Genomic DNA, 12,246 nt, shown 5'->3' with positions numbered 1-12,246 from the left:
GGTTCGTCGAACCCGAGGCTATGAGCCGAGATACCGTTCGACTCAGCTGGAACGAGGACGAGACCGTCGCGACGCTGACCGTCGATCGCCCCGATGCTCTCAACGCCCTGAACGTCGAAACCCTCGAGGGGATCGGCGACGCTATCGACGAGGCCGAAGACGAGGATGCGCGGGCCCTCATCCTGACGGGGGCCGGCGACGACGCGTTCATCGCCGGCGCCGACATCAGTTACATGCAGGACCTCTCGAGCCCGGAGGCCCAGGCCTGGGGTGAGCTCGGCCACTCGGTCGCCGACGCCCTCGAGACGTTCCCGGCGCCGACGATCGCGGCGGTCAACGGCTACGCCTTCGGCGGGGGCTGCGAGATGGCGCTGGCCTGTGACCTGCGGGTCGCGAGCGAGTCGGCGCTGATCGGCAACACCGAGATCGACCTTGGAATCATTCCGGGCTGGGGCGGGACCCAGCGTCTGCCACAGCTGGTCGGCGACGAGGCGGCGCGGCGACTGATCTTCCTCGGCGAGCGACTCGACGCCGAGAGCGCGGCCGAACTCGGTCTCGTCGGCGAGGTCGTCGCCGACGACGAACTCGAGTCGACCGTGGCCGAACTGGCCGAGCGCCTCGCGGCGAAACCCGCCGACGCCATGCTGGCCGCCAAGCAGTCCGTCAACCAGTTCGGCGGGGGGTCGCGCTCGAGCGGGCTGGCCTACGAACAACGCGCGTTCGCGAGCCTCTTCGGCACGCCCGACCAGCGCGAGGGGATGGCGGCGTTCCTCGAGGACCGGGAACCGGAGTTCGAGTAACGCGACGTCGCCCGGAGGCGTCGACGCCTCGTGGGACGATTTTGCCGCTCTCCGAACCCGAGCGACACAGCGTCGCTTCTCGCAGCCTCGAGGGCCACCCTTTTCGGATGCGGGTTGGGTTGCAAGCACATGACGGGATGAGCGTTAGGGACCGCATCGTCGAACGCGGTGGTGTACGCTATCACTTAGAGAGGCGGGAAACGCCGCCCGAAGTCCTCGCCTCCTCGGAGAGTATGCGCACTTCATCCACCGATGACAGCCAACAATCCATCCGACACCGACCGAGCGGAGGATCGAGCCGAGAAGACGACGGACGATGCGACCGCGAACCCGACTCGAGCCGACGGCTCGGGATCACCGGGAAAGAGCGACGACGCCGGCGGCGAGGTAGACGAGAACAGTAAACACGACCAGCTCGAGGAGGTCCGGGAGAACCCGGAGGGCGAGCACCTGACGAGCGACCACGGCGTCAAGATCAGCGACACCGACAACTCCCTGAAGGCGGGCGAGCGCGGGCCGACGATCATGGAGGACTTCCACTTCCGGGAGAAGATGACCCAGTTCGACCACGAGTCGATCCCGGAACGGGTCGTCCACGCCCGCGGAACGGGTGCCCACGGCTACTTCCAGCCCTACGAGGATCCCGACCTCGGCGAGTACGACGACATCTCCGAACTGACGAAGGCGGGCCTCTTCCAGGATCCCGACCAGAAGACGCCCGTCTTTACGCGGTTCTCGACGGTCGTCGGCTCTCGCGGCTCGTCTGACACTGTCCGGGACGTCCGCGGGTTCGCGACGAAGTTCTACACCGAGGAGGGAAACTGGGACCTCGTCGGGAACAACATGCCGCCCTTCTTCATCCAGGACGCGATGGAGTTCCCCGACCTGGTCCACGCGATCAAACCCGAGCCCGATAACGGCATTCCCCAGGCGTCGGCGGCCCACGACACGTTCTGGGACTTCGCCTCGCTGAAACCCGAGACGACCCACATGCTCATGTGGGTGCTCTCGGGCCGGGCGCTGCCACGAGCCTACCGCATGATGCAGGGCTTCGGCGTCCACACCTTCCGGCTGGTCAACGACGACGGCGAGTCGGTGTTCGTCAAGTTCCACTGGACGCCCAAGCTCGGCACCCACCAGCTCGTCTGGGACGAGACGACGAAGCTCTGGGGCAAGAGCTCCGACTTCAACCGCAAGGGGCTCTACGACGTCATCGAGGAGGGGTACGACCCCGAGTGGGAACTGGGCGTCCAGATCTTCGACGAGGAGCAGGCCGAGGAGTTCGACTTCGACGTCCTCGACCCGACAAAGATCGTCCCCGAGACCGAGGTCCCGGTCCGGCCGATCGGGAAGATGGTCCTGAACGAAACCCCCGACAACTTCTTCGCGGAGGTCGAGCAGGTCGCGTTCCATCCGGGCAACGTCGTTCCGGGGATCGACTTCTCGAACGACCCGCTCCTGCAGGGGCGGCTGTTCTCCTACCAGGACACCCAGCTCAACCGCTTCGGCGGCGCCAACTGGGACGAGATCCCGATCAACCGGCCGATCGCCGAGCGACACAACAACCAGCGCGCCGGCTTCATGCGCCAGGAGATCAACGAGGGGAAGGTGTCGTACAAGCCGAACTCGATCGGCGACGACGACCCCCAGGAGGCCTCCGCCGAGGAGGGCGGCTACGAACACTACGCCGAGAAGGTCGACGGCCAGAAGATCCGCAACCGCAGCGACAGCTTCGAGGACCACTTCACGCAGGCGCGGCTGTTCTGGAACTCCATGTCCGAGCCGGAGAAACAGAACATCGTCGAGGCCGCCCACTTCGAACTCGGCAAGGTCGGGCGCGTGGAGATCCGTGAGCGGATGGTCTACGATCTCTTCAACAACGTCGACCACGAGTTCGCCACACGCGTCGCCGAGGGGATCGGCATCGAACCGCCCGAGGAGCCCGGTGACCAGATGCCGACCCACGATCGGGAGGACCCCTCCCTGAGCATGGAAAACCGGACCCCCGATACGATCGAAACCCGCAAGATCGCGATGCTGATCGACGACGGGTTCGACGACGAACACGTCGAGACGCTCCGGGCGGCCTTAGAGGAGGAGGGCGCTCGAGTCAAGGTCATCTCGAAAGTCCTCGGGGAGAAGTCCGGCGCCGACGGCGAGACGGTCGAGCCGGACAAACACCACGTCGCGGCGGCTTCCGTCTCGTTCGACGCGGTCGTGATCCCCGGCGGCGAGGAGAGCGTCGACGCCATGCGCGGACAGGGCGACCCGAAACACTTCGTCGCGGAGGCGTTCAAGCACTACAAGCCGATCGCCGCGGTCGGCGAGGGAACGGCGCTATTCGAGGACGTCGACCTACCGGAGACCGAGATCGCCGACGAGGGCGAACTCGTCTCGGACGCCGGCGTCGTCACCTGCCGCAGCGACGACATCGAGTCGTTCGCCGAGACGTTCGTCGACGCGATCGCCCAGCACCGCCACTGGGACCGCGATCCCGAGGAAGTTCCGGCCTGAGACGTCGCGGGGCCCAGCGTCGCGACGCCATCCGGCCGACACCCGCTGGATCGTCGAAGCGAACGGCGACCGATTCGAGGCAGTCACCACGAGTGACAAGTTACGACCTCGCTCGTCGGTCTTTTGTAGGTATCGTCGCAATACGTGCGACCATAATTAGAAGAGCGTCCACTCGTCTCTCCGATTCGAACGGATATCGCACCAACACGTAGGTTTAATAATCGATAGGTGGGAAAACGAACGTCGGCGTCGACGCCGACCGACAGCGCACTCGGCCGTGAGTGCCGGTGGATGACTCATGCTCGACTCGCCGTCGGCGATCACTCGTGGCTGTGTGATCGCGTTGTCGTGCGATCGGGTCACGGCTCCGCCCCGGCCGGACCCGTCGTCGCTTACCGAATACTTCTCGAGCGGTCACTTCGTCCGAGAGCTCCGCGGATCGTACTCCTCGAGGGACTCCCGAAGCGCCCGGTGGGCGTGAAAGGCGACCGAGAAGTCCTGCGGGCTGGGGATCGTACAGGCGAGCCAGCCGACGGTCGCCGCCGTGACGACGGACGGCCCCTCGGTCGCGTACCCCGTCGCGGTGAGGCCGAGCGCCGGCAGGGCGAGGGCAAGCGGCGCGAGCGCCGCCGCTCGGAGAACCCAGGGCGACTCGGTTCCGGTCGGTCGCGGCTGGACGACCGCCCAGGGACGGCTTCGGAGGAGGCCGACGAGACCGCCCTCGCGGTTCGGGAGGTACGAGATCGTGTAGTCGACCGCGCCGAACCGGAGGACGAACGCGTGGGACCACTCGTGGGCGACCAGTCCGATCGCGACCGTCACTGCGAGCACGCTGCAGGCGACGAGAAGTTCCACCCAAACCATCGTCACCTATCGCGGACGGGACGTCCCTCGGACGATCGGATCGGCGGCTCTATCGCTCGTTTCTTGTCCAGAGTCGTTGTTCAAATCCATCTATCGACGTACCGCGTAGCAGGCCTGCCAACTGTTAAGTGTTTTGGGGTGGTTACCCATACCATGGTACTCAGTGAACCCCTCGAGTTCGGGCACGACGACCGGAAGCGGATCTACGAGTACGTCGAGCGCCATGGGGCCGTCGATCCCCTCGAGGCACAAGAAGCGCTCGGGATCGAGCCGGGCGGCTTCCGCCACCACGTCGCGATCCTGAAGCGGGACGGTCGACTCGAGGAGCACTCCGGAACCCTCCGGGTGACGATCGACGCCGGCGCCGAGGAGGAGTACCGCTCCGAAGAGCTCGAGTTCCACATCCGACCGGCCAGACAGGAAGACCTAGCCGGGATCGTCGGCGCGATCCGGCAGGTTGCCGAGGAGCGAACGTACATCGAGGCCGAGAGCGTCGCCGACGAGGTCGACCACGAGGAGGCGCTGCTCAGACACAACGAACTGGAGTCCCGAATGTTCTTCGTCGCGACCGTCGACGACGACGTGGTCGGCTGGGTCCACCTCCACGCGCCGGAACTCGAGAAACTGAGCCACACCGCTGAACTCACCGTCGGCGTCCTCGACGGCTACCACGGCCACGGCATCGGCTCACACTTGCTTGCTCGCGGCCTCGAGTGGGCGGGAACGAACGGCTACGAGAAGGTCTATCAGAGCGTCCCCTCGACCAACGAGGACGCGATCGCGTTCCTCGAGGCCCACGACTGGGAGACCGAGGCGGTCCGCGAGAATCACTACAAGCTCAACGGCCACTACGCCGACGAGGTGATGATGGCCGTCGAACTCTAAGAACGGCGAACCGATCGATCCCGATCAGGCCGGACTGCTGTCGCTCTCGGCGAGCTCGAAGAGGTCGTCGTACCCCTCGTCGGTCGGAAGCTGCGTTCTCACGTCCTCGAGCGCGTCGCCGGTGACGGCCTCCTCGAGAACGTCGACGACGACGCGGGCGTGGAAGGCGGCGTCGGCCTCGTCGCCGCCGCCGATCTCCTCGCGCTCGGCGACGCGGTCGACGAACTCACCGTGGTCGAACCGCTCGACGTCATCGACCTCCTCGAGGAACCGGGCGAGCTCGTCGGGAAGCTGTGCGCCTACGTTCTCGGCCTGGCCGGGGTCGACGCGCTCGGAGAGCGTCGTCAGCGTCGCTCGAGAGATGCTCAGTGCGGCTTCACGGGAGTCGAGCTGTGCTCGCTGCTGGACTTCGCCGATGAAGTCGTCGTACTGCATATCCGCGGGTTGACTGGCCGTCACAAAGAGCCTGCAGCCTTCAGCTGAAGGCGGTCCGGACCGCCCTCGAGGGCGTCGCTCGAGAGCCGCCGGAGGTCCGGAATCGAAAGACAGTTTGAACGGACGGTGCTACGGGGAGGCATGCTCTCGATCGCGCTTGCCGGGAAGCCAAACGCCGGCAAGTCCACGTTCTACACCGCGGCGACGATGGCGGAGGTCGACGTCGCCAACTATCCCTTTACGACGATCGACGCCAACCGGGGCGTGAGCTACGTCCGCACGGCGTGTCCCTGCCTCGAGCGCGACGGGCGCTGTAACGCCGACAACTGCGAAGACGGCAAGCGCTACGTCCCGATCGAACTGATCGACGTCGCTGGACTCGTCCCCGGCGCCCACGAGGGGAAGGGGCTCGGCAACCAGTTTCTCGACGAACTCACCAACGCCGATGTGATCGTCAACGTGATCGACGCCTCCGGCGGCACCAACGAGAAGGGCGAACCCGTCGACATCGGCGAGCACGACCCCCTCGAGGACATCGACTTCGTCGAGGAGGAGATGGACCTCTGGCTGGCCGACATCGTCGACCGCAACTGGGAGTCGATCGAGCGCCAGTCGCGCTCGCCCGGCTTCGATATCGACGACGCCCTCGCCGAGATGCTCACCGGGTTCGGCGCCTCGCCGACCGACGTCGCCCGCACCCTGCGGGAGATCGACTACCCCGAGGACCCCCGCGAGTGGACCGACGACCACCGCGAGGCCCTGGCCCGCGAGATCCGCCAACGAACGAAGCCGATCGTCGTCGCCGCGAACAAGATCGACGTCGCGCCCCAGGAGAACGTCGAGAAGCTCCTCGAGCTCGACAAGCCCGTGATCCCCACCACTGCGGAGGGCGAACTCGCTCTCCGTCGGGCCGCCGAGAACGGCCTCGTCGACTACGACCCCGGCGACGAGAGCCTCGAGGTCGGCGCCGACGTCAGCGACGCCCAGCGCGAGGCCCTCGAGGGACTGGCCGACACGATGGCCGAGTACGACGGTACCGGCGTCCAGGGCGCGCTGGATTACGCGGTGTACGACCTGCTCGAGCACCTTACCGCCTACCCCGTCGAAGACGCCGCGAAGTGGTCTGACGGCAGCGGGAACGTCCTGCCCGACGCTCACCTGCTTCCACAGGGATCGACGCCAGTGGATCTGGCCTACGCCGTCCACTCCGACATCGGCGACGGCTACCTCCACGCTGTCGACGCCAAGTCGAGCCGTGAGGTGGGCGAGGGGTACGAGCTCGAGGAGGGCGACGTGATCAAGATCGTGAGCACCAACTAACGGTTTCCGAACGAATCTGGCCGTCGATCGTAGTGCGTGTCAAAACGCGGCCACCAGTACAGTGCGAGTAGCGGTCAGCCGAGACGCGACTCGGAGAGGCGAATCCTACCGATCGATTTCTTCGTGAACTGACTCCCCGGAACCGGGTTTCGATTCCCATTCCCACTCGTCCTCGACTCTGAGACGCCCGTCGTCGAGGAGTTCGACGTCACCGACGGAGTGGCCAGTTGCGGTTTCGTTGTCCGTGTTTATCTGCGCGTATCTGATGTCCCACCGTTTCCCATCGAACGTCCCGACCAGATGGCCATCGACGATATCGCCGCCGGAGTAGTGTGCATAGAGTCGTTCACCGGTCTGCTCGAAATGAAAGACGGTATCTGCACCCACTTCTCCGTCTTCGTCGTTCGCAACGCCAGCGAGTGTCCGACCATCGAACGAGAGTTCCTCACTCATACACAGATTGCCACAGACGACCGAATAACGGTTCTGGTGTCCGGTCGCCGCTGCAACGACTGCAAAACTCACTCGAGCGGCTGTGCGTAGTCGACCTGCTTCGGCCGGAAGTCCACGTTGCGATAGAACCGGCGTGCGCCCTCGTTTTCCCACTCGCAGGAGACCTTGAGGTGATCGCAGCCTCGCTCTCGAGCGATCTCTTTCGCGCGCTCGAGGACCGCCGCGCCGTGACCCCGTCTCCGGTAGTCCTCGTCGATGGTGAGGTTCACGATCGGAGAAACTTCGAGTATCGCCGGGACGGATGGTGGCCCTCACGGAGCGTAACGAAACCGATCGTCTCGCCGCCGTGGACGACGAGGAAGTCGGTAACGTCCTCGTCCTCGAGATGAGCGTGAAAGCCGTCTTCGGCGGTCTCTTCGGTTAGGTCCGCGTCGAGTTCGTTCAGTTCCGAGTGCTCCGCCATCGCTTCCGCGAGGTCCTCCCAGCGGTCGGCGAGCGCCTCGAGGTCGTCCGCGGTGGCTTCCACGAGTTCCATACGGGACCACTCCGCGGCTCGGTTGTCAACGTTCGGTCGGTGTGCGCTTTTCTGGCACGCCCCTCCGTTGTGCTCCGAGCCGTCCGTGAGCCCGTGTCGGACGGCGATCCGAAAGCGACGGTTCGCGTTCGGAAGCCTACGTTGCCAGCTGTAACAGCGCCCCGAGACAGACGAGTACCGCGCCGAGGACGGCCAGTCCGATTCCGCCGCTGTTCGGAACCGAGTCGGACGGATCGTCCGAGAATAGGAGCTGTGATGCGGCGAAGAGAAACAGCCCGCTACCGCCGACCGCCATCAGCCCCGCGCCGAGGCTCGAACCGTCGGTGACAATTATCGAAATCCCCATCGCTGCGACGACACCGCCGACGACGCCGTTCGACAGGTGGTACAGCGTCGGTCCGTCCATAGCGTTCGTTCTTTCTGACACGTATTAGCAACTTCGGTGGCGGAGGGGCCCTCAAACTCGAGCCGAGCCCATCAGTTGCCGTCGAAAAGCGCTTTCGGCGTTCGCTCGAGTACTCCACACGATGACCAGCGAGAAGGCGAAGATGCTCGCCGGCGAGCTGTACGATCCGACCGCTCCCGAACTCGAGGCCGAGCGCAAGCGGGCTCGCGAACTGACACGGGAGTACAACCGGACGGTGCCCGACGAGGAGGACGGTCGGCGACGGGAGCTGCTCGAGGACCTGCTCGGCTCCCGCGGCGAGAACTGTACTATCGAGCCGTCGTTTCGCTGCGACTACGGGTCCAATATCCACGTCGGCGAGGACTTTTTCGCGAACTTCGACTGTATCTTCCTCGACGTTTGCCGGATCGAGATCGGGCGGAACTGCCTGATCGGGCCGGGCGTTCACATCTATACGGCGACGCACCCCCTCGAGGCCGACGAGCGCGCCGAGGGGCTCGAGTACGGCGAGCCGGTGACGATCGGCGACGACGTCTGGATCGGCGGGCGGGCGGTGATCAACCCAGGTGTAACGATCGGTGACGAGGTCGTCGTCGGCTCCGGCGCGGTCGTCACCGAGAACGTCCCTGACGGCGTCGTCGTCCAGGGCAACCCCGCGACGGTGGTACGGGAGCTCGAGGCGGCGGACTGACCGTTCGACCACGGTCGGTTCCCGATTGCTGGCCGTCTTGGCGACGGACTCGCGCTGCCCACGCTCGAGAACGGTCGTTACTCTTTCACCGACTGCACGATCGTCAGTCGCTGGCAGTTCGTCACCGGATAGCTTTCTGAGGGGTCCGCGCGTATCTATCGTGTCCCATGACAGCTAGTACCCAGGATTCGCCGGAGTGGCGCCTCGCCGGCGAGTTCATCGAGGCGTGTAACTGCTCGGTACCGTGTCAGTGTCTGTGGTACGAGCTCCCCGACGACGACAGGTGCACGTTCGCCGGGTTCTGGACCATCGAGGAGGGAACGTACGGCGACGTCTCGCTCGACGGGCTAGGGGCGGGAATGCTCGTCTGGGAGGACGGCGTCCTCCTCGAGGGCGGCTGGCACGTCGTCCTCGTGATCGACGAGGCGGCCGACGACGAGCAGGCCGAGGCGCTCGAGGCCATCTTCTCGGGGCAAGCAGGCGGGCTGTTCGAGGCCGCCGCCCCGCTGATCGAGACGGTCGAGGACAGCGTTGCAGTCCCGTTCTCGTACTCGACGGTCGACGGCCACCGCTCGTTCAGCGCCGGCGATATCGTCACGATCGAGACCGACGAGGGCGTCGGCTTCGGCGACCAGCTGGGGTCCGTCTTCCCCCACCCGTTCGTCCCACCGGAGGAGCGAGCGAGCGTCGGCAAGACGACCGACGCAACCGTCGACCACGACGACGACTTCTCGTGGGACGTCGGCGGCAACAACTCCTACTTCGGGCCGTTCGAGATGGCCAACAACTGATCGCACTCACGCTACCGTGCCAGCATGACCACTCGAGACTCCGTCCCGCGGCGATCCACAGTCCGGCGACTCCCGATCGTCGCGATCACCGTCTACGGCGTCGCGCTCCTCGCCTGGGCCGCGATCCTCTGTGGGTGGCTGCCGATGGCGGGCGGCGAGATGGGGATGGAGATGTCGGCACCAGGTGTACCGGAAGCGATGGCGCTCGATCACGGATTCAGTGGGATCGCACTCTACCTGTTGATGTGGGGGACGATGATGATCGCCATGATGTATCCCTCGTCGGTGCCGCTGTTTCGGCTCTACCACGGAACACTGCAGAACGCCTCGAGTGTTGGCCGAGCCCTTCGGCTCGGGGCTCTGCTCGGGACGTACACGCTCGTCTGGACGCTCACCGGCGTCGTGGCACTTGCGGTCAACGCTGCGGTACCGATCGCCCCGCTGGCCGCCGATCACGGCCCGCTCCTGTTCGGGGGCGTGCTGGTGCTGCTCGGCGCCTACCAGCTGTCGCCGTACAAGTATCGGTGTCTGGACTACTGCCGGTCGCCGTTCGGCTTCCTGCTGACCTACCACCGGCCCGGAATCGTCGGCGCCGCGCGGATGGGGTGGGCGTTCAGTCGCTTCTGCGTCGGCTGTTGCTGGGCGCTGTTCGCCCTCATGGTCGTCGCCGGCTCGATGAACGTCCTCTGGATGGCGGTCATCGCGCTCGTCCTCTCGCTCGAGCGAACCGTCCCGTGGGGACCGCAGCTCGCGAGGGCCGTCGGCGTGGTTGCAGCCGTCGGCGGCATTGTGCTGCTTGGATTCGCGCTAGTATAGGCGTCCGTGCGTCGCCTCAACCGACGCCGCCGACGAACAGCCGCAGCCCGAGCCCGATCAACACGAGCCCCGAGAGCCACTGTACGCCGGTGGCGAGACGCGGTCGGGTGGTCAACAGCGTCCGGACGCCGCTCGAGGCGAGCGCGACCGTTCCCAGGTAGGCCATCGTGAGCAGGGCGTAGATCCCGCCGAGGACGGACAGCTGCGTCGGGACGTGGCTCGCACCGTCGACGAACTGCGGGAGGAACGCGAGGAAGAACAGCGCGACCTGCGGGTTGGCGACGTTGACGATGACGGCCTCTCTGAAGGGGTTTTCCTCGACGGCGGTTCCGTCACCCTCCGCCAGGAGCTCCGTCTCGCGGATCGTCCGAACGCCGAGGTAGACCAGGTACGCCGCGCCGACGTAGGTGACGGCAGCGAAGGCAACCTCGGAGGCCCGGAAGATCGCCGCGAGCCCCACAGCCGCCGCGAGCGTGTGGACGAGGACGCCGACGCTGATCCCCGCGGCGGAGGCCAGCCCGCTCTCGCGGCCGTCGCCGACGCTTCTGGTCAGCACGTAGACGGTGTCGGGGCCGGGCGAGAGGATCATCGCTCCCGCGGCGAGGAGATACACCGCCAGCAGCGCCGGATCGAGCAGGACGGTTCGGAGCGCCTCGAGCACGGCGTGTCACACCTCGCGTGCGCTCGAGTCGGGGAGTCGTCTCGCGGTCACTGTCCGATCAGTTCGTGGTCGGCGATAAAAGGGACGGGGATCCGTCTCGCTGGGGTCACCAGAACCGGGCCAGCGGTTCGAACCAGACCGCGGCGACGAGCACGGCGAGGAAGACGTACGAACCGCGAATCAACAGCATAGTCGCCAGCTTCGGCGGTGCGCGGTGGGCGACGACGGCGACGGCGGCGAACGCGAGGGCGGCCAGCACCGCGGAGGGCGGAAATACCCGCGCGGTGGCGAAGGCGACGACGACAAGCAGGGCCGTGACCATGAGGCCGTAGGCGACGGTGTAGGCCCGGTCCGGGCCGACGGCGACCGCGACGGTCCGCTTGCGGATCGAGCGGTCGTAGTCGTAGTCCTTGGCGTCGTCGATGACTTTGATCCCCGAGAGCAACACGAGAAACACCGCGGCGAAGCCGATCGGAACCAGCGCGAACGTCCCTACCTGGACATAGAACCCGCCGAGAAGCGAGAGCGCGATCCCGAGCGGGTAGCCCGTCGTCGCCGTCACGGGGTTCATGTCGAGCTGGGGGGCGTGGTAGTAGGCGATCACCCACGCGGGGATCGTGAGGGCGGCAGCGATCCAGTCGACCAACATGAACAGCGCAACCGTACAGAGGGCAAACGTCGCCGTCGAGACGGCCAGGCCGAGCCGACAGCCGCGTTCGGTCAGCGGGTGGTCATCGTCCTCGCTGCGGACGTAGAAGTCGACGTAGCCGTCCTTGACGTGGGCCGTGTACACCGCCGCGAACATCGCGACGACGTGTAGCGTCGCGACTCCCGGCGCGAACGATTCGGCCAGCACCGCCCCGAACAGCGAGGCGGCGAGCGGCGGGAGCATGAACACGGGATGGACCTGCGACCAGAACGCTCGAGCCGTCGCCCCGACGCCGGCCCCGTGTCTCGCGAGGGACATGGTTCGGGTGACGACGGTCCGACGTAAAATACCGCGGGTAGCGGGGAGTTTGCGTGGCTCTCGAGGGTGGTGTGGTCGGATCGAAGGGCTCGACTCCGTCCGGCGGGG

Annotated in this window: 13 protein-coding genes and 1 pseudogene; 7 read left to right on the top strand and 7 right to left on the bottom strand. The window is 66.1% G+C overall.

Annotated elements, in window-relative coordinates; genetic code table 11:
• Positions 1 to 20: 20 nt before the first annotated feature.
• Positions 21 to 800: an enoyl-CoA hydratase/isomerase family protein gene (locus C491_RS19405; protein WP_005559478.1), complete on the top strand. Its 780-nt coding sequence runs from the start codon at positions 21 to 23 to the stop codon at positions 798 to 800.
• A 252-nt stretch (positions 801 to 1,052) separates the two neighbouring features.
• Positions 1,053 to 3,314: a catalase gene (locus C491_RS19400; RefSeq protein WP_005559476.1), complete on the top strand. Its 2,262-nt coding sequence runs from the start codon at positions 1,053 to 1,055 to the stop codon at positions 3,312 to 3,314.
• A gap of 414 nt (positions 3,315 to 3,728) precedes the next feature.
• On the opposite strand, the gene C491_RS19395 is transcribed toward C491_RS19400, so the two are convergent.
• Positions 3,729 to 4,178 carry a hypothetical protein gene (locus C491_RS19395; protein ID WP_049892381.1) on the bottom strand — a complete coding sequence of 150 codons (450 nt, stop codon included), beginning with the start codon at positions 4,176 to 4,178 and terminating at the stop codon, positions 3,729 to 3,731.
• A gap of 153 nt (positions 4,179 to 4,331) precedes the next feature.
• Here C491_RS19395 and C491_RS19390 point away from each other — a divergent pair, with 153 nt between their 5' ends.
• Positions 4,332 to 5,063 (top strand): GNAT family N-acetyltransferase, encoded by a 732-nt coding sequence (locus C491_RS19390; protein ID WP_005559471.1) that lies wholly within the window; start codon positions 4,332 to 4,334, stop codon positions 5,061 to 5,063.
• A gap of 24 nt (positions 5,064 to 5,087) precedes the next feature.
• On the opposite strand, the gene C491_RS19385 is transcribed toward C491_RS19390, so the two are convergent.
• Positions 5,088 to 5,498: a DUF2267 domain-containing protein gene (locus C491_RS19385; protein WP_005559469.1), complete on the bottom strand. Its 411-nt coding sequence runs from the start codon at positions 5,496 to 5,498 to the stop codon at positions 5,088 to 5,090.
• 141 nt (positions 5,499 to 5,639) lie between these two features.
• On the opposite strand from C491_RS19385, the gene C491_RS19380 reads away from it, so the two are divergent.
• Positions 5,640 to 6,818 carry a redox-regulated ATPase YchF gene (locus tag C491_RS19380; protein WP_005559467.1) on the top strand — a complete coding sequence of 393 codons (1,179 nt, stop codon included), beginning with the start codon at positions 5,640 to 5,642 and terminating at the stop codon, positions 6,816 to 6,818.
• 105 nt (positions 6,819 to 6,923) lie between these two features.
• On the opposite strand, the gene C491_RS19375 is transcribed toward C491_RS19380, so the two are convergent.
• The 3 genes and pseudogenes from C491_RS19375 to C491_RS19365 all read right to left on the bottom strand — a co-directional run bounded on the left by C491_RS19375 (position 6,924) and on the right by C491_RS19365 (position 8,212).
• On the bottom strand, positions 6,924 to 7,271 hold the full coding sequence (locus tag C491_RS19375; RefSeq protein ID WP_005559466.1) for a hypothetical protein: 348 nt from the start codon (positions 7,269 to 7,271) through the stop codon (positions 6,924 to 6,926).
• 68 nt (positions 7,272 to 7,339) lie between these two features.
• Positions 7,340 to 7,806, bottom strand: a pseudogene (locus tag C491_RS24305) (GNAT family N-acetyltransferase).
• Between the two features lie 136 nt (positions 7,807 to 7,942).
• Positions 7,943 to 8,212 carry a hypothetical protein gene (locus tag C491_RS19365; protein WP_005559464.1) on the bottom strand — a complete coding sequence of 90 codons (270 nt, stop codon included), beginning with the start codon at positions 8,210 to 8,212 and terminating at the stop codon, positions 7,943 to 7,945.
• Positions 8,213 to 8,333: 121 nt separating this feature from the next.
• Here C491_RS19365 and C491_RS19360 point away from each other — a divergent pair, with 121 nt between their 5' ends.
• From C491_RS19360 to C491_RS19350, 3 genes are all read left to right on the top strand, one after another.
• A complete protein-coding gene (locus C491_RS19360) occupies positions 8,334 to 8,903 on the top strand; it encodes a sugar O-acetyltransferase (protein WP_005559462.1) in 570 nt (189 codons plus the stop codon).
• 167 nt (positions 8,904 to 9,070) lie between these two features.
• A complete protein-coding gene (locus C491_RS19355; protein ID WP_005559460.1) occupies positions 9,071 to 9,694 on the top strand; it encodes a DUF1326 domain-containing protein in 624 nt (207 codons plus the stop codon).
• 24 nt (positions 9,695 to 9,718) lie between these two features.
• A complete protein-coding gene (locus C491_RS19350; protein WP_005559458.1) occupies positions 9,719 to 10,510 on the top strand; it encodes a DUF2182 domain-containing protein in 792 nt (263 codons plus the stop codon).
• A gap of 16 nt (positions 10,511 to 10,526) precedes the next feature.
• On the opposite strand, the gene C491_RS19345 is transcribed toward C491_RS19350, so the two are convergent.
• Together C491_RS19345 and C491_RS19340 are read right to left on the bottom strand one after the other, a co-directional pair.
• Entirely contained in the window at positions 10,527 to 11,171 is a 645-nt protein-coding gene (locus C491_RS19345) for a LysE family translocator (RefSeq protein WP_005559456.1), read from the bottom strand.
• A gap of 106 nt (positions 11,172 to 11,277) precedes the next feature.
• Positions 11,278 to 12,138, bottom strand: coding sequence for a UbiA family prenyltransferase (locus C491_RS19340; RefSeq protein ID WP_005559454.1), 861 nt, complete (start codon positions 12,136 to 12,138; stop codon positions 11,278 to 11,280).
• Between the last annotated feature and the right edge of the window lie 108 nt (positions 12,139 to 12,246).

The sequence above is a fragment of the Natronococcus amylolyticus DSM 10524 genome, assembly GCF_000337675.1.
GTDB lineage: Archaea > Halobacteriota > Halobacteria > Halobacteriales > Natrialbaceae > Natronococcus > Natronococcus amylolyticus.
Note: the sequence above shows the minus strand (reverse complement) of the source record. Positions and strands in the feature narration are given on the sequence as shown.